The sequence below is a fragment of the Psychrobacter sp. FDAARGOS_221 genome (assembly GCF_002313155.2).
In the GTDB taxonomy this organism is placed as follows: Bacteria; Pseudomonadota; Gammaproteobacteria; order Pseudomonadales; family Moraxellaceae; genus Psychrobacter.
Window position 1 is genome coordinate 2,118,805 of sequence record NZ_NWFK02000001.1, and the last position, 24,816, is coordinate 2,143,620.

18 protein-coding genes and 1 pseudogene are annotated in these 24,816 nt (G+C 43.8%); 12 read left to right on the forward strand and 7 right to left on the reverse strand.

The features are described from left to right. Nucleotides 1-92: 92 nt before the first annotated feature. Nucleotides 93-923 (forward strand): OmpA family protein, encoded by an 831-nt coding sequence (locus A6J60_RS08905; RefSeq protein ID WP_096065681.1) that lies wholly within the window; start codon nucleotides 93-95, stop codon nucleotides 921-923. Nucleotides 924-1,087: 164 nt separating this feature from the next. Beyond that, nucleotides 1,088-1,990 (forward strand): histone deacetylase, encoded by a 903-nt coding sequence (locus A6J60_RS08910; RefSeq protein ID WP_096065682.1) that lies wholly within the window; start codon nucleotides 1,088-1,090, stop codon nucleotides 1,988-1,990. A 159-nt stretch (nucleotides 1,991-2,149) separates the two neighbouring features. Here A6J60_RS08910 and A6J60_RS08915 read toward each other — a convergent pair whose 3' ends face one another. Continuing rightward, a complete protein-coding gene (locus A6J60_RS08915; protein WP_096065683.1) occupies nucleotides 2,150-3,943 on the reverse strand; it encodes a sensor histidine kinase in 1,794 nt (597 codons plus the stop codon). A gap of 293 nt (nucleotides 3,944-4,236) precedes the next feature. Beyond that, nucleotides 4,237-4,959 (reverse strand): response regulator transcription factor, encoded by a 723-nt coding sequence (locus tag A6J60_RS08920; protein ID WP_096065684.1) that lies wholly within the window; start codon nucleotides 4,957-4,959, stop codon nucleotides 4,237-4,239. 630 nt (nucleotides 4,960-5,589) lie between these two features. Between A6J60_RS08920 and pilG the strand changes: the two genes are divergently transcribed. The 8 genes and pseudogenes from pilG (at nucleotide 5,590) to A6J60_RS08965 (ending at nucleotide 16,579) form a co-directional block, all read left to right on the forward strand. Continuing rightward, nucleotides 5,590-5,976: a twitching motility response regulator PilG gene (gene pilG / locus A6J60_RS08930; RefSeq protein ID WP_096065686.1), complete on the forward strand. Its 387-nt coding sequence runs from the start codon at nucleotides 5,590-5,592 to the stop codon at nucleotides 5,974-5,976. A 141-nt stretch (nucleotides 5,977-6,117) separates the two neighbouring features. Next, nucleotides 6,118-6,486 (forward strand): response regulator, encoded by a 369-nt coding sequence (locus A6J60_RS08935; RefSeq protein WP_096065687.1) that lies wholly within the window; start codon nucleotides 6,118-6,120, stop codon nucleotides 6,484-6,486. Nucleotides 6,487-6,488: 2 nt separating this feature from the next. Next, nucleotides 6,489-7,052, forward strand: a complete 564-nt coding sequence (locus A6J60_RS08940) for a chemotaxis protein CheW (RefSeq protein ID WP_096065688.1) — start codon at nucleotides 6,489-6,491, stop codon at nucleotides 7,050-7,052. Nucleotides 7,053-7,327: 275 nt separating this feature from the next. After that, nucleotides 7,328-8,566 (forward strand): annotated as a pseudogene (locus tag A6J60_RS08945) (methyl-accepting chemotaxis protein); the annotation flags it as partial. Nucleotides 8,567-8,576: 10 nt separating this feature from the next. Next, nucleotides 8,577-14,231 carry an Hpt domain-containing protein gene (locus A6J60_RS08950; protein WP_096065690.1) on the forward strand — a complete coding sequence of 1,885 codons (5,655 nt, stop codon included), beginning with the start codon at nucleotides 8,577-8,579 and terminating at the stop codon, nucleotides 14,229-14,231. Beyond that, nucleotides 14,224-15,267: a hypothetical protein gene (locus A6J60_RS08955; protein ID WP_127891443.1), complete on the forward strand. Its 1,044-nt coding sequence runs from the start codon at nucleotides 14,224-14,226 to the stop codon at nucleotides 15,265-15,267. Before A6J60_RS08950 ends, A6J60_RS08955 begins: the two co-directional genes overlap by 8 nt. Beyond that, nucleotides 15,258-15,851, forward strand: a complete 594-nt coding sequence (locus A6J60_RS08960; RefSeq protein WP_096065692.1) for a hypothetical protein — start codon at nucleotides 15,258-15,260, stop codon at nucleotides 15,849-15,851. Before A6J60_RS08955 ends, A6J60_RS08960 begins: the two co-directional genes overlap by 10 nt. Before the next feature lie 179 nt (nucleotides 15,852-16,030). Further along, complete coding sequence (locus tag A6J60_RS08965) at nucleotides 16,031-16,579, forward strand: cytochrome b (RefSeq protein WP_096065693.1); 549 nt, start codon at nucleotides 16,031-16,033, stop codon at nucleotides 16,577-16,579. Between the two features lie 159 nt (nucleotides 16,580-16,738). Here A6J60_RS08965 and minE read toward each other — a convergent pair whose 3' ends face one another. From minE to A6J60_RS08990, 5 genes are all read right to left on the reverse strand, one after another. Next, nucleotides 16,739-17,020 (reverse strand): cell division topological specificity factor MinE, encoded by a 282-nt coding sequence (gene minE / locus A6J60_RS08970; protein WP_096065694.1) that lies wholly within the window; start codon nucleotides 17,018-17,020, stop codon nucleotides 16,739-16,741. A 1-nt stretch (nucleotide 17,021) separates the two neighbouring features. After that, a complete protein-coding gene (minD, locus tag A6J60_RS08975; RefSeq protein WP_096065695.1) occupies nucleotides 17,022-17,834 on the reverse strand; it encodes a septum site-determining protein MinD in 813 nt (270 codons plus the stop codon). A gap of 401 nt (nucleotides 17,835-18,235) precedes the next feature. Next, entirely contained in the window at nucleotides 18,236-19,111 is an 876-nt protein-coding gene (gene minC, locus A6J60_RS08980; RefSeq protein ID WP_096065696.1) for a septum site-determining protein MinC, read from the reverse strand. A gap of 228 nt (nucleotides 19,112-19,339) precedes the next feature. Continuing rightward, complete coding sequence (locus A6J60_RS08985; RefSeq protein WP_096065697.1) at nucleotides 19,340-20,419, reverse strand: hypothetical protein; 1,080 nt, start codon at nucleotides 20,417-20,419, stop codon at nucleotides 19,340-19,342. 15 nt (nucleotides 20,420-20,434) lie between these two features. After that, the gene (locus tag A6J60_RS08990; protein WP_096065698.1) at nucleotides 20,435-21,403 is read right to left on the reverse strand and encodes an acyltransferase; all 969 of its coding nucleotides are present in this window, start codon (nucleotides 21,401-21,403) and stop codon (nucleotides 20,435-20,437) included. Between the two features lie 803 nt (nucleotides 21,404-22,206). On the opposite strand from A6J60_RS08990, the gene A6J60_RS08995 reads away from it, so the two are divergent. After that, entirely contained in the window at nucleotides 22,207-22,863 is a 657-nt protein-coding gene (locus A6J60_RS08995; RefSeq protein WP_096065699.1) for an OmpA family protein, read from the forward strand. Between the two features lie 239 nt (nucleotides 22,864-23,102). Then, nucleotides 23,103-24,563, forward strand: coding sequence for an imelysin family protein (locus A6J60_RS09000; RefSeq protein WP_096065700.1), 1,461 nt, complete (start codon nucleotides 23,103-23,105; stop codon nucleotides 24,561-24,563). Nucleotides 24,564-24,816 lie beyond the last annotated feature (253 nt).

A 24,816-nucleotide genomic window follows, 5' to 3' on the forward strand; every position in this document is an offset into this window, starting at 1 on the left:
GAAATCAAACTAGCGAAAGCACGCACACTTTGATATTTAAAGTGTGCGTGACCTAAATATCAAAATAACAACGATTCAAATAAGGAAGTTTTATGAAACACGCACATAGCAGTAAATTAAAAGGTATCGGTATCGCCTCACTGGCGTTATTGGCAATGACAGGCTGTATGGGAACCAAGTATCTGAGTCAAGGGATTAGCGACGACGGACATGTACAGCAGAAAGACATTGTTTTTCCAGATATTGAAGATGCTTGGCAACATCAGGGTCAATTTGCGAACAGCGAAAACCTTTCAAAAATTAGACCTGGCGTTGCCAAAGATGAGCTGTATCAGCTCATCGGACGCCCTCACTTTAGCGAGGCTCAGTATGCTCGAGAGTGGGATTATATTATGAAGTTTTATATGCCTGATGACTCGGTCAAAATATGTCAATACAAAGTGATTTTTGATAAAGACTATCGTGGTCAAGAATTCTATTGGAAACCGGCTGATTGTCCGCCACAGCAGGCTGAGACAGTTGCTGCAGCACCTGAGCGTATTAATTTAAGTGCAGATGCTTTGTTTGCGTTCGATAAGTGGCAAACCCAGGATATGTTACCTCAGGGTCGCAATGAGTTAGATGCTTTAGCTGCTAAGCTGAGTGAATATCAACAAATGGGCAAGGCTCAGATTATTATTACAGGTCATACCGATCATCTTGGTGATGACATGTATAATATGAACTTATCACAGTTGCGTGCGCAAACGGTACGTAGCTATTTGGCCAGTCGTGGCATTAACCCTGATGCAATGTTAGCCGTAGGGGCAGGAGAGACTCAACCTGTTACGCAGTGTTCAACAGGTTTATCTCGTGAGCAGGAAATTAATTGCTTGCAGCCAAATCGTCGCGTTACGTTAGATGTGACAGTTATTCAACAGTAAACAGATATCACTATTGATTGATGATTTTAAAGAGCGCTAACTTGATTAGCGCTCTTTTTTTTATTTTATATTTTTGACACTCGGTTTTATAAATCGCTATAGTGAGCGTTATTTATTATTTGTCAGCATGTTTTAATCCAATAAAAAGAAGCCAGGTCACATATATGTTAAAAATTGCCTATTCTCCAATCTACGTTTACCAAGTGCCTGAACGACATCGTTTTCCCATGCAAAAATATCCGTTGATTGTGCAGCAGTTATTGCAAGAGAAAACCATCAGCACTGACAATTTATTTGCACCCAATAAACTAAGTGAAGAGGAGATACTGACCACGCATACTGAAGAATATTGGCATAAATTAAAAACCCAAACCTTGCCACGCAAAGAGGCAAGAGCAATAGGGTTTGAGATGACACCACAGCTGGTGGAACGCGGACGTTACATCGCTCATGCGACGTATGAGTGTGCGCTCTATGCCAAGCAATATGGCATCTCATTGAATGTGGCAGGCGGCACTCACCATTCGTTTGCCGATCATGGGGAAGGGTTTTGTGTCTTTAATGATGTGTGTATTGCTAGCAATTTGCTATTAGCTCGCGGGGAAGCAACGCGTATTTTAATTGTCGATTTGGATGTGCATCAAGGCAATGGCAATGCCAGTATTATGGCCAATGAGCCAAGAGTTTTTGTGTTTAGTATGCATGGTGAAAAGAACTATCCATTTCGCAAACAGGCTTCTGATCTAGACATTGATCTAGCAACTGATACTGGAGACGAAGCCTATCTAGAGCAGTTGCAGCAGACTTTGCCAAAATTAATAGAACAGCATCAGCCTGACATGATTTTTTATCAATCGGCAGTGGATGTATTGGCAACTGACAAATTAGGAAAACTGGCGTTGACTAAAGAGGGATGTCGGGCACGCGATGAGTTTGTATTACAGCAGGCAAAGATGCATGCCATTCCTATCGCAGTGGTAATGGGCGGTGGTTATTCTGAGAGTGTCGAGGATGTGGTTGAAGCACACTGCAATACGTTTAGATTGGCGCAGCAGATGTTTTTTTAGTGGTTGTTAGTGTTGCTATTCTATTGTTGATTAACGTTTTTAACGCCTGTTTTTAGGGCAGTGCTGTACCATTTATAAGCTTAAGCTAAGCGCAGCCAAGTCTTATTCAGCTGCGCGGTTCTTAGATTACGGGTTATAATTAGAGAAAATAAGGCGGCTCTAAGAGAAGTTAGGTCGCTCTACCTCTACTGTATCATCAACCGGTAAAAGCACGATAAAGCGAGTGTGACCTTGATAAGTATCGGTGCGAATTCGGCCATTATGCGCTTCTACAATTTGTGATACCAAAGACAAGCCCAGACCTGAGCCTTTTTTCTTTTGCTGTAAGCGCACAAAAGGACTAAATATCTCTTCTCGTTTGTCTAAAGGAATGCCTTTACCTTGATCAATAACGGCCAGTACAGCGTATTTAGGCACTTCTACCGGCTCGGCTTTCACACGGCGTAGTCGTCTTGCAAAGCCAGTTTCATTTGACTTAGTGCTGTTATTTTTCGCTTTTTTAGAGGCGTTCTTTTTGCTATTAGCTTGTGTCTCTGAAGACTCTACAGCAGAAGCGCTCAAGTTGTCACCTTCACTGTGTTCAGTGTTATTTGCACTGATAGAGCCGTTGGCCTCTTTTAAATCAGTTTGCTCAGTATCATTGCCAGTGCCTGCCTCATTTTGAGCCAAATCATCTTCAGATTCGGAGAGGTCGGCGTTGAGTCTCAATGCTTCGGCATCGCTTTCGGCTTTCAGTTCTGCTTTATGTGCAGCAATTTTATCAGTCAGTTGTTTTGGTGGTTGCAGCGCATCTTTTTGCTGAACCACGCTGTATACCTGAACTTCGATAGGTGGCTCGCCGTGAATCAGGGCGTTATTAAGCAAATTGCGCACTAGGTGAATCAGAAGCTTGGGCTGTCCTTCAATCACCAGTGGATCACCGTATAGTGTGGCTTCTGGGTAATGTTGACATTCCTGACTGACCAAGTCATAGAAGTCCAGACGCTCATTTGCCTGTGCAGCATGACCGGCGTCCAAACGACTGACCAATAAAATACTCTCTACTAAGTCATTTAATCCAGTAAGATCACGGTTGACTGCTTGAGCGCGTTTATTAAACTGTGCTTTGGTCTTTTCGGACAGCTCATTGGTCAGCATGTCCATCATTTCAACTTGTAGGCGAATACGAGTAATGGGAGTGCGTAGCTCATGTGAGGCATGCGCCAGTAGTAGATTATTGGCATTGATTAGTTGCTCAATCTTTTGCGCCGCTTGGTTGAAGCCACGCGCTAAGCTGGCAATCTCATCGTTACCTTCGGCAGGAACACGCACGCTAAAGTCACCTTCACCCAGCTGCTCCATTTGCTTGCTCATTTGATTGATACGCCATGTCATAGAGCGTGCGATCTGCCATAGTACCAGTGACATTAGCCCGACCAACACAACGGTCCCAGTAAACCAGTTCAATACGGCCCATAGCTCTGAACGCTTCGGAGGATTGCGTGGTTCATACAAGATGGTATAGCCGCGATCGCTCATGGCAGTCACATGCAAGGTATCTGATGAGAAGAATGCTGGCAGGATGCGCGTCATTAATGACGGGTCTGCAGGCAGCTCTTTAGGCAAGTCACTGTCATCGGTCTGGATTAATAGATGACCTTGACGATCATACAGTCCCATTTTTGCCTGAAGCGATTCATCGAAGATGTCGAAGCTTTTTTTGATCACTGCCAACATAAAACGAGCCTGTAGCAGCTCATTCATAGTGGTCGCATTATCCAACTCATCGACAAAAGGGTCGACTTGAGTGATGATTTGTTTGGCAAGCACTTCCCAGCGGGCATCGACTGAGTTGTTATGCACCATGTTCATTAGTATTACCATACAGGTGGCGAATAACACTAAGGTCAACATCACACTGGAAAACAGCTTACTAAAGACAGATTTAAGACCAAAGCTAGGCATTCGAGGCATAAGGGTATCTAACTATAGGTTGGGTTTATGAGGGTTGGGTGATTCAGCTCAGCATTGGCTGCACTTTAAATTAGCCCTGTGCTTTATGCGTTAAGCTGGTACGGTGCAGGTTAAGCTAATAGGGGGCTTGAGGTAATCAGTAGTTTGGTTATGCATTAGCCGATTATGAGTCTTTATAATTGACCCGGTATAACTGATTCTATATAAGTAAACCCGTTATGAACCGAGTTGTGATAAACACTCCTCGATTCATAACAGATTAGCCTATAACCAGCAATAATTGAGACTAGGGCTTATACCTGATCGGTCGCAAATTGATAACCGACACCACGAACCGTAATAATACGTTTTGGTTGACGTGGATTGTCCTCAATTAAGGCTCTTAAGCGTGAAATATGCACGTCGATGGCACGGTCAATGTTGTCCGAGCTGTCATCATTTGGCATCGCTTGCCACAGCTGTTCACGGTTCAGTACTTTACCCGCATGCGTTGCAAAGTAGTGTAGTAGCTGGAACTGGTGGGTGGTTAAGCGTACAGGTTTGTCATCAATAGTAACTTCATGGCTGTCTGGGAATACGCTTAAACGACCAAAGGTCAGGCTGTCTGATTGACCATCTGCTTGGTTTGGCTGCTCATGACGGCGTAACACTGCACGGATACGTGCCAGTAGTTCACGAGGCTCAAATGGCTTGGCGATATAATCATCCGCACCCATTTCAAGACCCAGTACGCGATCGGTGGTATCACCTTTTGCCGTCAGCATCACAATTGGCACTTTGTTAATCTGGCTGTTTTTGCTGCCACGGATTTTTTGGCACACTTGCATACCATCCATATCAGGTAGCATTAAGTCCAAAATAATCAGATCAATGGCACGCTCTTTGGTATCTAGAATGTCTAGACCTTCTTGACCCGTTGGCGCGTGATGTACTTCATAATAGTTCATCGCCAGATAGTCACTGATTAGCTCTGCTAAGTCTGGATCGTCTTCGATTAATAATATTTGTTTGCTCATGATAATCCTTAAATAATTTAAAATAAAAAATGGTTGGGGGTATTTTGTGATTAATTTTTGTTTATTCAACCCGTACTGTTATAGCGCCTGTAATTAAGTGCGAAGTCTATAAAAAGCCTGTAATAAAAATTATGGCTAGCTAGCTTAGCCTGTATTATAGCTATAATGCCCAGTCTCTGTCTGTCTTAACAATACACAGTTTGTTACTTTATCTTCGCTATTGTTACACATCCATGCATTGCTGCGTATAATGACGATGTAGTGATACGATTTAAGGCTGGTAATCGCGATGCCATTAATTGGCTTTAAGCGTGTAAATTGGTAGTAAAGGCCGTTAATTTGTGCTAAAAATGGCATCAAATTTATCAATACTTATCAGCACCACGGCTGTATATCAATATTATTAACGTTACGCTGTATTAATAACAGTTTAAGCTTAACCTATATTATTATAAATAATACAAATCAGTTAAAAGATATTGGTTAGTAATACCCTGATAAAGCCAAAGAATACAGAGTGTTATTTTAACATTATAAATTTACTCAGCAGTTGATATTTACAGTCTATTTAATAGATATATATGATACCGTTGTTGAGTGCAAGCATTGACATTAATAAAGGTAAATACAATGGATATTCGTTTTGAAGGCTTAAAGGTGATGGTGATTGATGACTCAAAAACCATCCGCCGCACCGCAGAAATGCTATTACAAAGAGTCGGTTGCGAGGTAGAGACAGCAGTAGATGGCTTTGAAGCATTGGCCAAAATTGCAGATTATAAGCCAGATATTATTTTTATTGATGTGATGATGCCGCGTTTAGATGGCTATCAAACCTGCGCCATTGTGAAGAACAACAAAGCCTTTGCAGATACGCCGATTATTATGCTGTCATCGAAAGATGGGTTGTTCGATAAGGCCAGAGGACGCATTGTTGGTGCCGATGAGTATTTGACCAAGCCGTTTAGCAAAGATGAGCTGTATGCTGCTATTCGTCAGCATCATAAGGTTGCTTAAGTTAAAGCTGTTTAAATAAAGGCTTCTTAAGTTGGAGCAGCTTAAATTAAGGTTGTCATTAAGACTGTAGCTAAGGCTGAATTTAACTAAGAGTAGTCATCGGTATAGTCCGCGTTGTCCGTCTAATAATGAGAGAAAGTAATGCATAAAAAGGTGTTAGTGGTTGAAGACTCACAATCTGAAATGGCACGTTTTCGTAATATTTTGAGCAACAGTAACTTTGAAGTCCTAGAAGCCAATAATGGCCAGCAAGGGGTTGAGATGGCAGCGCAGCATCTGCCAGATGTCATCTTAATGGATATCGTGATGCCAGAAATGAACGGTTTTCAGGCGACACGTAAGATTACCCGTAATGACGCCACTGCGCATATTCCTGTGGTTATGATCAGTACCAAAAACCAAGAAACCGATAAGGTATGGGGCAAGCGTCAAGGCGCAAAGGCTTATTTGACTAAGCCAGTCTATGAAGCTGAGTTACTGAGCACCATTGAATCCGTGATAGGACAGTAACTGTGGCTTTAAAGGGATTTATCGAGTTATTACGTTTACAACATCTGGCTGAGTCGCGTCAGCAGACAGCGCCGCAAACGCCGCAGTGGCAGGGTGTGGCATTTAGTATTGCTGGCATGCAATTCGTGGCGCCTATCGGTGAGGTTACGGAGGTAATCGCCAGTCCGCAGCAAATAACACCAGTGCCTTTATCCAAGTCTTGGCTGCTGGGTATTGCTAATGTGCGCGGGCAGTTATTGCCGATTATGGATTTGGCCAAGTTTTTAAATTTAAACAGCCGAAACAGTCGCTCACACACGCCAGGCGCTGCTTATACCGCATTGCAAGAGCGCCAAAAAGTATTGGTGATTCGTCAGCAAGATATATCGGTCGGACTGCTGGTCGACGCCGTGACCCAAATAAAAAAGTTCTTACCTGAGCAATACGTTGCTAAAAGTCTGCCGACCGATTCGCCTTTTTTAGCGTATAACCATGGTCAGTTTGTGGCAGATGATCAGCAGCAGTGGCCAGTATTTATGCCCAGTTTATTAATCGAAGATCCCCGTTTTTTAGAAGCGCGGATTTAATATAAATCTGAATAAATGAACTGATTAGCCAAATAATTAATCAAAAGCCAAATACCAAAAAATAATTCAATCAAATAAAAAACAGTCAGAAATAAGCCGCATAAAAAAGACTTATTTTAAGGATAGCCTGAATGAAAGACGCCACTAACTCGCCCACACGCCACGTCTCGTATTTTGAAAATAAACAATTATTAGCTGATCAAGAAGGCCATCAAAAAAAATGGATTTATGGCCTCGCTATTTTGGGTGTCATTGCGGTGCTCAGTCTTATTTACTTATTGATTAATGTCAATAAAGTGGCGGACTACCTGCTATCCAGTAACCAGATTGTTTGGCCGGCAGCCCTGTTTATCATCAGCCTATTAGGTGCCACTTATATGCTGTATCGCTTATATAAAGCGGGCAGTACCACACAGCGACTGTTAATTGAAAAAGAAACCTTGCGTCAACGTGATGAAATGGATGCTCAGGCTCAGCGGGCACGTGTGGTAGAAGAAGAAAACCAGCAAAACCAACAAGCAATTTTACGTTTACTTGATGAGCTTGAGCATTTGGCAGATGGTGATTTGACGGTCAATGCCACTGTGTCAGAAGACATCACTGGTGCCATCGCTGATTCGGTTAACTATGCCATTGATCAGCTGCGGCAACTGGTACAAGCTATTAATAATACCGCGGCCAACGTTGCTGAGTCGTCAAGTCAAACTCAGCTTACCGCAACTGAGTTGGCTGAATCATCTGAACAGCAATCACAAAAGATTGTTGAAGTATCTGCTGCTATTAACAAAATGGTGGACTCTATCGAACAGGTATCGACCAGTGCTACCGAATCTGCTTCAGTTGCGCAGCGCTCAGTGGCCATTGCGCATAACGGTGCACAAGTGGTGCAGCGCTCGATTGATGGTATGTCGACCATTCGTGAGCAAATCCAAGAAACCTCTAAGCGTATCAAGCGCTTGGGTGAGTCTTCACAAGAAATTGGAGATATTGTTGGCCTGATTAATGACATTGCCGACCAAACCAACGTATTGGCGTTAAATGCAGCAATTCAGGCTTCTATGGCTGGCGAGGCAGGACGAGGCTTTGCGGTTGTTGCTGATGAAGTACAACGTCTGGCTGAACGTTCAGCCAATGCGACCAAACAGATTGAAAGCTTGGTAAAAACCATTCAGGCCGATACCAACGAAGCGGTGAGATCGATGGAGTCGACGACCAGTGAAGTGGTGCAAGGTGCGAAGCTGGCTGCCGATGCTGGTGAGGCGTTAACTGAGGTGCAAAGCGTTTCGAATAACTTGGCCGATTTGATTCAGCGCATTTCAAACGAAGCGCAAATACAGGCGACCTCAGCCGGTCATATTTCGCATACCATGGATGACATTCAACAGGTGACCTCTAAGACAACTTCAGGGACGCTAGCCACGGCACGATCAGTTGGCCAGCTCAACGAGATGGCGGCAGCGTTACAAGAGTCAGTATCTGGGTTCAAACTCGATCAAGATGATGTGGCTGTTTAAAGGATAAATAATGAGTCGTTCTTCAAGCCCGTCATTTACCTTTGAGTGGATGTTTCCGTTAGTAAAAGAGCAGCTATCGACGCTGCATGAGCAGCTGTATACGCTACAGAACTCAGAGCTGGATACCAGTCAGTCATTGGCCACAGCTGGGGATATTGTTGAGCAGTACCAGCAGATTCATGCCACGTTAGCACTGGCAGAGTTGTCTGATTTTGCGAGCCTGACCCAGCAGCTTGTTAGCACCCTGCAAGCAGTGGCGACTGAAACTTTACCCCTGAGTGACAGTGCACAGGTGTTGATGGCCAGTGAGCTGTTATTGCAACAGCTGAGTCATTATGTCGAATTGGGCAGATATCAGCAGTCATTAATCATCGATAGCCAGCAGCAACTGCAAGCATTACTGAACAATACGCAAACAACAGCCAGTCAGCTTGAAGAGTTAAATCAAACTCATCATCAGCAATCAGAGCAAAATCAAGAAGAGCAGCAACCAGATCAAATCTCAGAAGCTTCTCAACAAACGGCACCGCAACTAAAAGACATTGCTGTCAATCAGCAGTCCAGTGATGAGCAGGTTGTACAATCTAATGTGTCACAACAGTGGCTGCAACCTTATTTAGATCAGCTTGCCATTCCGCAAGACGCTGACGATTGTGACCCTGAGATTAAAGAAATATTTATCGAAGAGGCCGAAGAAGTTCTAAAAGAGATAGAGTCAAACTTACAACAGCTACCGACGTTAAACGCGGATCAGCAGGCACTGTCGACAATACGTAGAGGCTTTCATACGCTTAAAGGCTCGGGACGTATGGCCGGCGCGCTCACCAGTGCTGAGCTGGCTTGGGCGATTGAAAATATGCTCAATCGTATTTTAGAAGGCAGTATTGAGCCGACGTCAGGCATGCAGCGCTTGCTTCAAGAGGTGGTCACTGCTTACCCACAGCTAATGGCCGCATTTGAGCAGCAAATGCCTTATCCGCAGCAGCTGCCAGTATGGATGGCAGCGGCAAACTTATATGCCAAGAATCAACATCCTAACTTTGATTATACCCAGGTTGTTACTAATGGCGCCTCGGATTCAGACGCTCAAGTTAATGAAATATCTGAACCCAAAATATCAGCACAGCAGCCTGCTGAAATTGAACAGTCGACAGCTGATGATGGCGTGTTGGCAAGTTTGGCCAATGCCAATGCCCGTTTGCAGCACGCTGCCTCTGAGGTTGCACAGCATCAGTTGCAGCAAGATTTGGCATTGCAGCAGGTGTTTGTGGATGAAGCAACTGCATTGCTCGACACTATTGAGTCTCAGTTAAACGATCGACAGCAGCAGTCTATGCTGGCAGTCGATGATGGCTTAGTGCGAGCATTTCATACCTTGCGCGGCGCAGCCAGTAGTCAACAGCTACACGCTATTAGCGATATCAGTGCCACAGTTGAGCAAAGCCTTGAGCAGTTGCAGCAGCATAATCAGCCGATGAGTGATCATCATGTACGCATGATTGGCCAGTCGGTTGCGCTGATAGGGCATTATATTCAACAGTTACAGCAGCAACACCTGTCAGCACCAGCGCAAGATTTACACCAATCACAGAGTCAATTGCAGCATCAGCTACAGTACAATTTTGATAACTCGGTACAAGCAGAGGCGGAAACTAAGCCCGCTGATACTGGTATTCACTTGAGTGTTGCTGAGCTGATAGAAGGAATTGATAGCTTATTGGATGCGCAGTGGCAGTTGCCACAAAAAATGTCATCTGTTGAAACAAACGATACTCAGTCGCAACAGGCTGAGTGTGTAAGTGCTTATTTTGAGCAGCTACTGACTCAAAGCGAGCTGTTATTGAGCAAGGTGACTCAGTCTCCTCAATTTGTCACTGTGCTTGATGCCTTGCAGCAGATGTATCGAGCGATTATTACTCAGCTTGAGAAGCAAGCAGATGTATCCGCTCAAACTCAACATAACCCGAATCTAGATAAGCCAGATAAGGACAAGTCAGCGCAGCAGCAACAAGCGGTTATTGATGCGTTAAGCACTGGACATGAACAGCTGCTCGGACTGTTTGATTCATTGGCGGGTAGCATGGCATTGCGCGTGGATCAGGCTGTTATTGAGCGTCTGCAGGCATTGGCAACTGAGATGGCTCAGTCTAAAGTATTATGGTTTAACCTAGCACAGCCTAGCACCATTGAGCTGAGTCCTAATGAGAGGCAGCCGGTAGCGGATACAGCGCTTGATGACAACCAGCCACTTATTGAGCACATAGAGACAGATGCTGAGCTGTTGTCCATCTTTGTTGAAGAGGCACAGGCACTTGATGAAGACAGCCATCAGCAGTTTGCGCTTTGGCGACAAGATCCGAGCGATGACAGCGTTATTCAGGTGTTACAGCGTCATTTACACACTATCAAAGGCGGCGCACGTATGGCTGGCATTGAAAGTATTGCTGAGCTTAGCCATGAAGCTGAAACCTTATACGAATACTTTGCCAATAAGCAGATAGTACCCACGCTTGCTTGGGTCGATTTAATGCAGTCGCTACAAGACGTGCTGTCTACTCAGATTGACAGATTAGCGACCCAAGGACACTCTTTTTATGTGCCGCACATTGTTGAAGCGCTGAAAGGCTTGGCCAGTAGCAAGCAGCTAAGCGCAGGCTATCAATTACCTGCGATGGTGTTGCCACAGCAGTCAGCTCAATCGGAGGCAGCACCTGTCTCGCAAGCTGATAGTAATGTCGATACAGACGACAACTCAGCATTTCAGAGCAAACATGAACAGGATAACAAAGCTGCTAAAGGTGTCTCATCACTTAAGATGAGTCCTGCAAATACTAATAGTGTAACTACTGAAGCAACCCAAACAGCTGACGCACCTCAAATAGCTCAAACAGTGTCAGCACCACAAGGCGTTGAAAATAAAGAAAAAGCAGCAGTTGTAGAGGTTGCAGAAACCGAAAATATAAGCTCAATTGAGCTAGAGTTTGACAGGATGAAGTCTGAGTCCTGGGACAGTGCAGCACCAGACCCAGATATTTTATCGATTTTCTTAGAAGAGGCTGAAGAGATTATCGATGCTATGCCTAAATGGCAGCAGTATATTTCGCAGACACAGGGCAACGATAGCGATAAATCTCAGAGTGCCAAGACGCCAGATCAACAATCTGATGATCAACTCGATGAGCAGCTCGATACACAACAGCAGCAGGCGTTAGCAGAAATACAGCGTATGTTACATCTGCTCAAAGGTGGCGCGCATATGGTCCAGGCCGATGCGACCGCTGATGTTGCCGAAGCGCTACAAACCACTTATAGCAAACTTGAGCAGCAACATTTGGCAGGCTCGCACTTATCGCCAATCGCTATAGAGCTACTCGAAATGGCGTATATCTGGCTTGATCAGGCTGTCTATTTATTGAAACAAGGCATTAATCCGCCCAAAGCACAGGCGTTGATTGGGCAGCTGCAGCGTTTGGGCCATCAGCAGCAGATTGAAGCCTTACCTGAGGTATCATTGCAAGCTTATGTCGATGCCATCACTCGCTATCAAAGCTGGCGAGATGCAAGATTGGGTCTGCGTGACATTAGTGATATGCCGCCAGATTTAACCCAAGCGGTAGAAGAGGAGCAGACCAGTAGCAGCAGTGAAATGATTCGTGTGCCGACCCAGTTAATGGAGCAGATGATTAACTTATCGGGTGAATCTGCAATTAACCGTTCTCGTATTGAGCTGAGTATGAGTGGTGTGAGTAGCACCCTGAGCGAAATGGGAACCACGGTGCAACGATTGGCTGAGCAGTTGCGACGCATGGATATTGAGCTTGAAGCACAGGTGCGTTCACAACTGGATGATAGCTATTTGCAGGCAGATGCCAGCTTTGATCCGTTGGAGATGGATCAATATTCTGCGTTTAATCAATTGTCTAAATCCTTAGCAGAATCGGCTTCTGATTTGCTTGATATTAAGACCACTTTATACAACAAAACACAAGATACCGAAGCGTTGTTACTGCAGCTTGCTCAAACCCAAACTCAGATGCAGCAAGGGTTAATGACCTCAAGAATGGTGCCTTTTTCACGCTTGCTACCTCGGCTACAGCGAACCGTGCGCCAAACTGCCAGTGAGCTGGGTAAGTCAGTTAAGCTGTCGGTGATCAACGAGCACGACGAGATAGACAGAACCATTTTGGAGCGTATCAGCGCGCCGCTTGAGCACATGCTTAGAAATGCGGTCGATCATGGTATCGAAACACCTGAAATACGTGCCCAACAGGGTAAGTCAGCTCAAGGTCGCATTGTTATCGATATTACTCGTGAGGGTAGTGAGATTGTGCTACGCTTACAAGATGATGGGCAAGGTATTGACGTTGATTCAGTGAGACGCAAAGCGATTAGCCGAGGCTTAATCGATGCTAAGGATAGGTTGCTCACTGATTTGGATATCATGCAGTATATTTTCCATGCCGGCTTATCGACAGCCAGTAATCTTACCCAGATATCGGGGCGTGGCGTTGGTATGGATGTGGTGCTCAGCGAGGTTCGACAGCTCGGCGGAAGCGTTTCTGCACAATCAGAACCAGGGCAGGGCACGACTTTTATTCTTAGATTGCCGTTGACCATTGCGGTTGCTGATGCCTTGATGGTAAGAGCAGGCGGGCAAGTGTTTGCTATTCCATTGTTGCAGATTGAGAGAATTGAGCGCGTTGCCATGCAGCGTCTGACTGAGTTTTATGACAGTACGCTTGTATCTACTGATGACTCTAAAACTGAGATTGCAAAGACAGAGCAGCAGACTAACAGTCGAAAAGACAGCTTGCAGATAGCCGGTTTAGATTATCGTCTGCGTAATTTAAGTCAGTTGTTGTTCGGTATTGCTCCTGAGCGTGATAGCACACACAGCAACCGCAGCGCACCGGTAATCTTGCTTAAGACTCAAACCGGTCAAAATTATGCGCTGCATGTTGATGAGATTGTCGGCTCACGGGTGTCTTTAGTGGTTAAACCATTAGGCCGTCCGCTTTCCACCATTACCGGATTATCGGCAGCAACTATTACTGCTGATGGTTCAGTGATGCTGATTCTGGACGTGCTGGCATTGATGCGCAACACTTCGCCAAGCTTGAGCGTGGCAACAGACTCGGTGTCACAAGTGCAAACCGCTACTGTAAACGATCAAAGTGAGACCAATACTGAGACTGGCCGCCAACACCAAACGCAGCTGCATCAAGAACAAATTCGACAGCAAACACCACGTCAGGCACAACGGGTCAATAATAATCTAAGCAGTACACCAAAAATACTTATCGTTGATGACTCAGTGACCGTGCGAAAAGTTACGTCACGGATGTTGGCACGTCAGGGCTATCAAACTTATGTGGCGCGTGATGGTGTAGAAGCGGTTGAGCTATTACAAAACTTGCGTCCTGACTTGATGCTGCTAGACATTGAAATGCCACGCATGGATGGCTTTGAGGTCGCAGCGCATGTCCGTCATCAGCCACAGCTACAAGACTTGCCTATTATTATGATTACCTCACGTACGGGTGACAAACATCGTCAACGCGCACTACAGCTGGGCGTCAATGAGTATATGGGTAAGCCGTTCCAAGAGCCGGTATTGATTGGCAGCATACAGCGCTTGCTTGGACAGCAGGTAGCCAGTGAGTAGGGACAATCGAAACCAATTATCAGCGATAAAGGTGATGATTATCGCTGAGTCTCAGCAGCAGCGACACGCTTTTGAGGACACCTTTACTCAGTTAGGATTGAGCATTGTGGGCTGTTTTGCTCCTGAGAAATTGAGTGACAGTGCATTACAGTATTATGCTCAGCAATCGATAGATTTATGGTTATTGGACAGCGATGATAATGGTGAGCTATATCAAAAGCTGGACCAACTGTTAGAAGCAGCGCAGTACTCTCAATCTGGACAACAAAAATTAATAACAAAGCCGCAACTGTTAATTGGCTTTGAGCAAGCGCCGCCGTTGTCAGCAAGTCAACCTTATGGCAAATGGCAACGCCAGCTGCGACGTAAGCTGGCAAGTTTATTAAATCTACCGCAGTTGAACATCACGCCAAATGCAGCAGCACGCTATCGGCCATGGCGTTATGTACTATTGCTAGTAGCGGATTCACAGCATCTAGAGCCAGTACAGGCTTTATTAACCCAACTGTCAGCTGAGCTGCCGGTGAGTATTTTGCTTGCGCCTACAGTGAGCACAAAAGGTAATGCCAACAGTGGGAACATTAATCCAGATCAGTCATTGCATGCCTTACCGGCGTATTTACAGCAAGATAATGATTGGCGCTGTCAGGTGATTAATAGCACCTTAAACATGCAAGCGGGACATTGTTATATCGTACCTCTGACTGAGCAAATAGTATGTGACTCTACTGGTCGAGTGATTATTAACCGTCAGCAGCAGGGTACGTTAGCGCAACTGTTTAATAACTGTAGTGAGGTATTTGGCGAGCAGCTGATAGCGTTGTGTTTCACTAAGATAGCCAGTGATCGACAGGTTAATACTAATAACGGCAACACTGCGCATTCCAATGCCGCGCATAGCTTGATCAAAACTAGCATAGTATTTGATGCAGCCAGTATTGCCGCTGCCAATCACAGTCTGTTATGGCAGCCAGCAGATATGTCCGCTCAAGATTTACAGGCATTAGCGGCTAAGGTGAGTCATTTGTGTCAGTAAAACAAAAGGAAGCACGTGTGAATAGTAAGCAGCTCTTTCAATCGCAGTCTCAGATTCAGCCTTCATCGCTGACAGCCAATACTTTGGTCAATGTCAATCAGGGTGTATTGGATGCAACCTTGATTCCCGCTGTGGGTCAGCCAGATTGGATTTTGCCAACTGCACTGATATTGGCGGTAGAGCCTGCTGATGTTCAGCAAACCACATTAGACAATAATTGCTTTGATTATCTATGGCGACCAGAAGCTGATCATCAATTAAAGCAACAGTCAGAGCAGCAATCAATAGACACACAGGATAAGTCACAAACCATTAAAGTTTATGCGTTAACGCCGACGCTAGAGAAGGTTGATACTATTTTGGTATTGGAAGGTGAAAATAATGATGCACGGCTTGGTTTATTGATACAAGGTGAGTTAGCGCAGCGGCAGATTAAACTGTCTGATATTAAAGATATTGAGCCAACTGAGGCTGAGGGTCTAAATATTGAGCACAGCGCAGACTTTGTTTTTCAGTTAGTGTCAGTGCAGCAGCAAGTGTGTATAGTGCCGGACTTAACAGCGTTAGCTGCTCATATACGCTAATCTACAAAACCGATTAATTTTATAGTGGTTTACTGTGGACTGAGTATATAGGGTTAAATATAGCTGGGTTTGGTAGCAGCTGTATTATTTATAAGTTATCATTTAGCATTTATATGCAATACGAGTCCCATAGAAAGATAAACAGACGAAAGGCCTACCGATAAAAGGATAAGCATGCGATGACAACCAATCTTAACCAACATCATAAAACCGTAGCGTCTCAGCCAGCCAAATGGCCCGCTGCTGTGCGACTGTTTCACTGGATCAGCGCGCTTTTGCTGCTGCTGACTTGGATAATGATTACCCTGCATGAAAATACCGATGGCTCGTATATTGAGTGGCATAAGTCATTTGGTGTCAGTGTTTTATTATGGATGGTTGCTCGAGTCATCGTTCGCGTCAGCAGCCAAGCACCGGCTGTTATGATATTGCCGGCTTGGCAAAAGCTGATATCGCGTGTGATTCATTTTGGGCTATATGTGTTGTTATTTGCGATGCCACTATCAGGTTTATTAATGTCTTGGTATGGCGGACGTACGATTGATATGTTTGGTATGGTTGAGATTCCAAGCATGCTAACCACCGATCGCGCCAAAGCACGTTTCTTCGATGATATGCATACAGAGGTAGTTTGGCCCACTTTATTGACCTTTACTGCGGTGCATTTATTGGCAGTATTAAAGCATCAATTTATCAATAAAGACAAAGTGATGAGCCGTATGAAGTAGCTGTATGAAGTAACCGTATAAAGTAATGGATACATACAGTGAGCCATAAAAAAACCGCTTCAATCAGAAGCGGTTTTTTATTATATGTCATGCTAAATCAAAGCGTTTAGATAAAATATTAACGTAAGTTTACCTAAGCGGCTTATTTTCCTGAGTGACTTATTTGCCGTCAGGTAAGTTAATGTTCATCTCTAATACGTCTAAGTTGTCTTCATGACGATGGTTGATATTCACATCATCAATCTGTACACCGTTAACGTACTTATTAACCACTTCTAAGATTTCACGTTTCATTTTTTCGATACGATCAGTGGTCAAGCGTGAGTTAAGACGGTTCTCACTGGCAACAATAACTTTCAAACGCTCGGTGGCGGTATTGGCACTACCTGTTCTGGTGTCTGTGCCAAATAAACTACTCCAAAATCCTTTCTTTCTTGACATATTAACCCCCGAACCAGCGTTGTAAGAAGCTTTTCTTTTTCACATCAATGTGACGTAATGGTCTTTCTTCACCCAAAAAGCGAGCGACGATATCATCGTAACATTGACCCGCGATAGAGTCTGGATAATGAATCACAGGCTCACCATGGTTTGAGGCTTCAAGAACACTGTTACTTTCAGGGATAACACCCAATAAAGGCACTTTTAGAATGTCATTAGAGATGGTATCAATGTCCATCATCTCTTTGGCTGCAGCACGCTCTGGGTTATAACGGTTAATAACCAGATGCTCACGTACGGTACCAGTACCTTCTTCTACTTTCTTAGTACGGCTTTGTAATACACCAATGATACGGTCCGAGTCACGTACTGATGAAATCTCTGGGTTGGTGACGATGATGGCTTCATCAGCATGATACATAGCCAGCTGAGCACCACGCTCGATACCTGCAGGAGAGTCACAGATAATATAGTCAAACTGCTTAGACAGCTCTTCAATCACTTCAGTAACGCCTTCGTCTGTTAAGGCATCTTTATCGCGAGTTTGGCTGGCAGGTAGAATGAATAGATTCTCTAGGCGTTTGTCTTTTACTAGCGCTTGAGAGAGGCGAGCATTACCAGAAATGACGTCAACGAAGTCATAAACAATGCGATTTTCGCAGCCCATCAGCAAGTCTAAGTTACGTAAACCTACGTCAAAATCGATGACAACAGTTTTGTAACCACGTAATGCTAAGCCTGCGGCAAATGAAGCACTGGTTGTCGTTTTTCCGACGCCGCCTTTACCAGAGGTAATTACAACGATTTTTGCCACAATGGCATACTCCTATAGATCTGAATATGAAGTCTGAGCATGGACACTAGGTGTCCATAATGAGAGATAATAGATATAACCGAACAGATAAATCTAACAAAAGATATATCTTAGTATATATAACCAATAGCAAGTTTAGAAAGTAGATATAAACTTGTCTATCAAGCGAATACAAGTTGGCAGGCTAATTGAGTGTCAGATTATTGGCTAAAAATTAGAAGCACAACTGCACCACATAAGTCAAATTTCATGGCGTTAGGGTATCATAGATGACACTAAAGTAACAGTATTCGCTTGCTTTTTTCATTGATATTTGTTTGCTTTTTTATTACTGCTAGTTTTCACTAACCTGGGCGTAATTAACAGTCTACGAGTAGCTACTCATAGTTTACCAGTACTTACTAATAGTTTTCTAATACTTCAAAAACTAAGCCTTCGCCTTCTACGAATCTGACCTGCACTGGCTTATCAATCATATCTTTTGGAATGCTGTCGTGCAGGATATAAGTCCCAGCAACCGAAACCAAAGAAGGGTTAAAGCGTTGGCAGAAGATGCGAGCGTCTTTGTCTCCAGTTGCACCAGCCACTAAGCGACCTTGGGCACGGCCATAGATGTGTAGGCTGTTGTCTGTAATAGCTTCAGCGCCATTATTAACACTATTGGTCAGAACTAAGTCACCGCCAACATGGTTGATGCTTTGACCGGAGCGTAGCATCTGATCATAAAACAAGGTAGTCATGGTGTCAGAGCCGCTAAAGTCACTGCTACTTTGCGATAGGCTTTGTTGCTCAGCATCTGCTGAATCAGTAGGGTCTGCAGCCGTTGTATTATCCAAGCTGTCTGTAGTTTCCGCAGCGTCACTATTCTCTGCAGCGTCTGAGTTATCTGAAGAATTAGCATCTTTTGAAGTGCTAGGCTCTGGGATAGATTCTGCTAACGTGGTGGTCGCTTTTTTGGTTGGGCGAATGCGCTCAATGCGTTTGCCATCCCCTGGGAATATTGCCAAACGCAAGGCTTTGGCTGCCTCATCTAAGATACCGGTGACCACACCAATAGGCTGTAGCCCCCATGACCAAAATAAATCGATTAAAGAGTTCAGATCTTGTTCTATGTCACTTTCTATAATCACCGGAATCTGGCTGTTTTTATTACTCAAATTCTCTGACAAATAGGCGTCAATTTGCTGTAGATCATTGCTGTGCAATTGAATGCGAGTGAAGGTGAGCATCTTACCGTACATTTTTAAGGTAGGCGTCACATCAGTTGAGGCTGTCATAAAAAATCCTTAAAGATCAAAAGCGATAAAAGAGCTAACTGAGAATAGTGAAAAATTCGGGATAAAACATAAAGCAGCTAACATCAGTCACTGCTTTTGCTTGGTTTATTGTTATAGATGATATGGATTATAAATTACAGGGTTGTGAGTTAGTGCATCTTATATATTTTATACATTATAGGTTTGTATTACAGGCTGCAATGTCATCTCTAACCACATACAGTCTGACTACAGATGCAGCTGCTGTTGATGCTTCCACTGTTGAACTTTAACCTGTTGCTCGAAAGCGGTCAATCCATCATTAACGATACTAGACACTAATTGCTCAAGCTCAGGATTATCAAGCTCAATATTGGCAATGGTTTTGGCCACTTCATCAATAATTGGATGCGCTACTTGCGGCTGAGTGAGGTGGCTGATTAAGGTTCGGGTAATGTTTTGGCCAATATTTTGACTGACTGTATGCAGCTCACTTTCGATCAGCCCACCTGCGATCGGTATCATACGCAGATAACGACGTAGCTCAGGTGTATTATATAACGCTTCTTGTACCGCTGCACCGACCTCAGAGGCGAGCTGCTTGCTGCCATCACTTTGAGCCAGTTGTTGTAATTTAGGTGTCAGTTCTTGCTTGAGCATAGAGGATAACAACTGCTCGATTTGACCACGGTTTTTGTTGAGGGTTTCATCAAGAAAGCGTTGATTGGCTTGTTCATCTGCAAACTGCTGACGCAGATTATCGGTAGAGGTCAGAATCACTCGATCCGACAGCTCCTCGAAGATAACATCGTAATAGAACTTACCAAAGGCAATCCACTTTTTCGGCAATACCTGATAGCCAAGCTGATACAGTTTACGGCCAATAAAAAAGGCTCTGAGCAAACGTAACGCACGAAATTGTGGAAAACAACCGAGTACTTCGTACCAATGCGCAAAGGGAAAGAAAAACCAACGAGAATAGGTTTTATTGATAATGGCCAGTCCCCAACGCAGTGCCAACTCGACAATTAAGAAGATGGTAAAAAAGCCGCCCAACACCCTTAACGGGAAGTGGATGCCGTCAGTATAGACGCGCAAGTACTGGCTCACATTCAGCCAGTCGGCCATTTGCGCCGCAAACTTACTCATCAATAACAGGTCGATACTGATAATTGTCAGGTCAATGACAATCACCAGTAGCATGATAATGTCGTAACCCAAACCTAGAATGGCTCTTGTCTTACTCTGGTTTGGCGGCTCATTGGGTGTTGTCGATGTTGGGTCAGAGTCTGCCTGTGTTAGCTGCGTATCCTGTTGTGAGTCAGTCATGCGGTTGGGGTGCCTTTAGGATTTAAATGATTTGGGCGAATCGGCAAAATCAGCGTGCATGCGAGTGATTAGCTCATCTTTATCACGCCAGACTTTGTCTAGCCAAGCATACATTGTCTGCTTCATATTTTCATCATTATTATAATCACCCTCTTCGATCGCGGTGAACAACTCTTGCGGAATATCAATACGTTGCAAATTAACACCTAGACGTTTGATATTACCTTTCCAAAGGTCACTATAAGAGGGGCTGCCATCAGGATAGACGATAGTCATATCTAAAATGCCATCAATTTGAGGACCCAGTGCCTGAATAGCTAGTGAGATACCGCCGGCTTTTGGTTTTAACAGGTTTTTAAAAGGTGACTTTTGTGCATCACGTTTGGCAGGAGTAAAGCGGGTGCCTTCTAAGTAGTTAAGTAAGGCAAAAGGTTTGTCTTTTAGCAACTCACAGGCACGCTTTGCTTCTAAGATATCACGGTCTTTTAATGCTGGATTTTTGGCGATCTGAGCTTTGGTATGGCGCTTCATCATTGGGAAGTCCAAAAAGTAGAACGCTTGACCGACAAAAGGGATATAAATCAGATTAAATTTGGTAAAAAAGCGGGTTAGAGGCAATCGGCCTTCACTGATGTATTGTACGATACTGGTATCTACCCATGATAAATGGTTACTGATTAACAGATACTGTTTGTCTTCTTCCAAATCATCTGGCATTTCAATGCGCCAGTCACGTTCTGGCAGTACGCTATCAATAAGCTTGTTATTGACATTGATCCAGTGCTTAGCAATCTTAATGACCTTTTTATCCGCAACCGCTGATCCAGTGACGACTTTGGTTGCGCCCAATAGCCATAATGGCAGACCATAAGTAAAGGTATTGGCACTAATAACACTGGCTGCGGTCGCAAAAGATGCCGCTTTTCCTAATGATGGCGCTTTTTGGTGTAATTTTTGATAAAAAGTGTTTATTTTCTTTTTCATAAGAGAACCAAATTAATTATTCTATAAGCGTTAAACAGCAGGCAATCTAAGTCTGATACATCACAGAGCGTAGGTTGAAATTTGACGTTAAGTTGATGTTTGCGTTAAAGTGACAAGTATGCAGTTTACGATTGTAAACCAAGCATCAGTATAAAGACAATGCCAAAGCATAATTAATGTCATTAGCCACTATTTCGGCTGAATCTCAACGATTTAAGCCCACTCATCTATATTTGCCAAATTTTAAATAATACTATTAAAACAATAAAATATGACAATTAAAATATCTGAGTTATCAGGCTAAGAGTGAATGATAATAAACCCAATTCAGTCTATTAAAGGTGCTGGTTATTGAGCGGCCAACAGGCTGTGCATAAAGCTGTGAGTTAATTACTATATGCTATACAGTAAACCACAAATTATTACATAAACGTAAGTTTGAGTTGGCATAATAAGCTATGAAACATTTGCTAACTTTATTAAAGTAAGTTTTCTGTTTATAAAGCTTTTGCTAAAACAACCTGTTAGTTTGATACAGAGTGCTTATTTGGCTCGCTTAGCTTAGGTTTAGCATAAGCTGCGTTTGGCTTAAAAACCTTTCAGTTTGGGAACAGGTATTTAGCAATGTTGATTATAAAGGTGTGTTAGGTATTGTTTTTGGCTAAAACAACTTAAGCGAATTGGGTATGGCTAATGAAATCAATCGCATACTAAGATAAACATACTACGATAAAACGGATAGCCACTTTCATGTGGCACTAAAATAACAAAACGTAAATCAACTTTTAACTTGAGGAAATATTATGAAAAATAAATTAATGATTGCCGCATTAGCATCAGGTCTAGCATTAACTGGTTGTACAACTGATCCAGCAACTGGTCAACAAAGCGTTAATAAAGGCGTTTTAGGTGCCTTAGGTGGCGCAGCAGCTGGCGCAGGTATCTCAAAAGCAACTGGCGGTGAGAAAACAGGCCGTGATGCCGCTATTGGTGCAGCACTAGGTGGTGCTATTGGTTTATACATGGAAAACCAAGAAAAACAACTTAAGCAGCAAATGGCAGGTACTGGCGTTGAAGTTAACCGTAACCCAAATACTGGTAACATTGACTTAGTTATGCCAGGTAACATTACCTTTGCTCATGACAGCACCAGCATCAACCCATCTTTCTACAACACGTTAGACAAGTTGGCGTCTACTATGGTTCAGTATGACCAAAGCACAGTAGACATTAAAGGCCATACTGACAGCACTGGTAACCCATCTTATAACCAAGGTCTATCAGAGCGTCGTGCACAAGCTGTCGCAAGCTACTTAATCAACCGTGGTGTTGCTAGCTATCGTGTTCGCACTATGGGCTATGGCCAAAACCAACCAGTTGCTAACAACAGCACTGAGCAAGGCCGTCAGCAAAACCGTCGTGTTGAGCTACAAATTAATGCACCACAAAACTTGAACTAATATGCTTCAAGCGTTTGACTTAAACTGATTTTGTATCAGTGAAAAAACAAGCCAGCACTCGCTGGCTTGTTTTTTTGTGTCAGTTCTCACAATGTGATTGATAATCGTTATCGATAACATTATAATTGTTGCTGAAGTTAAACAGTTTATTGCTAACAGTATCCTGCTTTCGTATTTCAGTTTTAAAAACTTGGGTACATCACCTAAAATTCACAGTGAACACAATTAGAGACTAAATTATGGCTTTAGCTACCCAGAATAACCTGATCAAATCAAAGCTAACCTCAGCACTACTAGCAACCGTCGTTGGGACGTTGGTGTTAACCGGCTGCTCAAAAGAAGAGAGCACTAATACACAGAGCAGTAGTGACGTCAGCTCAGAAGCAGCCGCTACTGAAAGCAGAAAAAGTAGTGAGCAAGTTGGTGATCAAGCAACCGTTGAAAAGCTGCTAACCAGTTATGCCAACATGGCTCAAGCCGGCTATGAAGACTCACTTAGCGAAGCCAAGAAGCTACAAGCGGCCATTGATACCTTCGTTGCTGATCCAACACAAGCCAATTTAGATGCGGCAAAAGTGGCTTATAAAGCAGCACGCCAGCCTTATTCGCAAACTGAAGTGTTCCGCTTCGATGAAGGTTTTGTCAGCGCCAATGAAGCACGCAAAATAGGCAGTGTCGATGGTTGGGAAGGGCAAGTTAATGCGTGGCCATTAGACGAAGCGTTAATTGACTATGTCTCAGAAGGTTACGCAGGCGAATACAATAGCAAAGACAATATTATCAACTCTGACAGCATCACTGTCGGCAGTATCCAGCAAGATACCAAAACCATTACTCCAGAGCTTTTGGCTGAAATGAATGAGATTGGCGGTAGTGAAGCCAATGTAACTACCGGCTATCATGCCATCGAGTTCTTATTGTGGGGACAAGATACCAATGGTGTCGGCGAGGGTGCGGGCAACCGTCCATTTACTGATTATAAAACCGATGCCAGCTGTACCAGCGGTGAAGGTAATGCCTCAGATGCTGCCATTTGTGCTAAGCGTGGTGACTACCTAAAAGCAGCTGCTCAATTATTGGTCAATGACTTAACGGATATGGTTGGACAGTGGCAACCAGGCTCTGAAAATACCTTGCGCAGTGATTTAATGGCGCGCAGTGGTGATAACGCAGTACGTCAATTATTTTATCAAATGGGCAGCTTAGCCCTAGGTGAGTTAGCGTCTGAGCGTATGCAGGTCGCCTTTGTCACTGGTTCAACCGAAGATGAGCATGAGTGCTTTAGTGATTTAACTCATTTAAGTTATGCCAATAATGCACGTGGTATTAGCAATGTATTCCATGGTCAGTACAAAACAGTTTCAGGTCAAACCGTAGGCGATTATGGTATCAAGCAGTTCTTAATCGATGATGGTCAACAAGAAGCGGCTAAGATGCTAGAAGCAGAGTTTGACAAAGTCACAGCCAGCTTCAATACCATTGAGCAAAAAGGTGAGAACGAGGGCATTAAGGTCGATCAAATGATTGCCACTGCCGGTCAAGTAGAGCAGCAAGGCATTAGCGCAGAACAACAAAATGAACGCCGTTCTTGGATTGAGTCTGCCATTAATGATCTTAAGTCATTGACCGATGCCATTGAGCATTCAGCAAAAAGTATGGGTATTGATAATCTAGATGCAGATGGCGGCTCAAAGTTTTAAGCAGCGATCTATATTAATCTTAGCAGCTAGGAATTTATGTGACTCAATCTAAAATGCTGTTTACAGCAGCTATATGCGTCCTAACTTAGTATGACAGACACGTTGCCAGTGTAGAATTGGCAGCGTGTTTTTGTTTTTAAGACACTTTTTGTGATCGAGTACATTTCAGTATAAGGTTCAGATTTTGCCATGACACACCGCCATAATAGCGTCACACGCAGTCCTTACAATCAACAAATGACAGACTCTCGTT

Bases quoted from the DNA above. Each gene is read 5' to 3' on its own strand.
- A6J60_RS08905 (WP_096065681.1), top strand. From the start codon at position 93: ATGAAACACGCACATAGCAGTAAATTAAAAGGTATCGGTATCGCCTCA.
- A6J60_RS08910 (WP_096065682.1), top strand. From the start codon at position 1,088: ATGTTAAAAATTGCCTATTCTCCAATCTACGTTTACCAAGTGCCTGAA.
- A6J60_RS08915 (WP_096065683.1), bottom strand. From the start codon at position 3,943: ATGCCTCGAATGCCTAGCTTTGGTCTTAAATCTGTCTTTAGTAAGCTG.
- A6J60_RS08920 (WP_096065684.1), bottom strand. From the start codon at position 4,959: ATGAGCAAACAAATATTATTAATCGAAGACGATCCAGACTTAGCAGAG.
- pilG (WP_096065686.1), top strand. From the start codon at position 5,590: ATGGATATTCGTTTTGAAGGCTTAAAGGTGATGGTGATTGATGACTCA.
- A6J60_RS08935 (WP_096065687.1), top strand. From the start codon at position 6,118: ATGCATAAAAAGGTGTTAGTGGTTGAAGACTCACAATCTGAAATGGCA.
- A6J60_RS08950 (WP_096065690.1), top strand. From the start codon at position 8,577: ATGAGTCGTTCTTCAAGCCCGTCATTTACCTTTGAGTGGATGTTTCCG.
- A6J60_RS08965 (WP_096065693.1), top strand. From the start codon at position 16,031: ATGACAACCAATCTTAACCAACATCATAAAACCGTAGCGTCTCAGCCA.
- minE (WP_096065694.1), bottom strand. From the start codon at position 17,020: ATGTCAAGAAAGAAAGGATTTTGGAGTAGTTTATTTGGCACAGACACC.
- minC (WP_096065696.1), bottom strand. From the start codon at position 19,111: ATGACAGCCTCAACTGATGTGACGCCTACCTTAAAAATGTACGGTAAG.
- A6J60_RS08985 (WP_096065697.1), bottom strand. From the start codon at position 20,419: ATGACTGACTCACAACAGGATACGCAGCTAACACAGGCAGACTCTGAC.
- A6J60_RS08990 (WP_096065698.1), bottom strand. From the start codon at position 21,403: ATGAAAAAGAAAATAAACACTTTTTATCAAAAATTACACCAAAAAGCG.
- A6J60_RS08995 (WP_096065699.1), top strand. From the start codon at position 22,207: ATGAAAAATAAATTAATGATTGCCGCATTAGCATCAGGTCTAGCATTA.
- A6J60_RS09000 (WP_096065700.1), top strand. From the start codon at position 23,103: ATGGCTTTAGCTACCCAGAATAACCTGATCAAATCAAAGCTAACCTCA.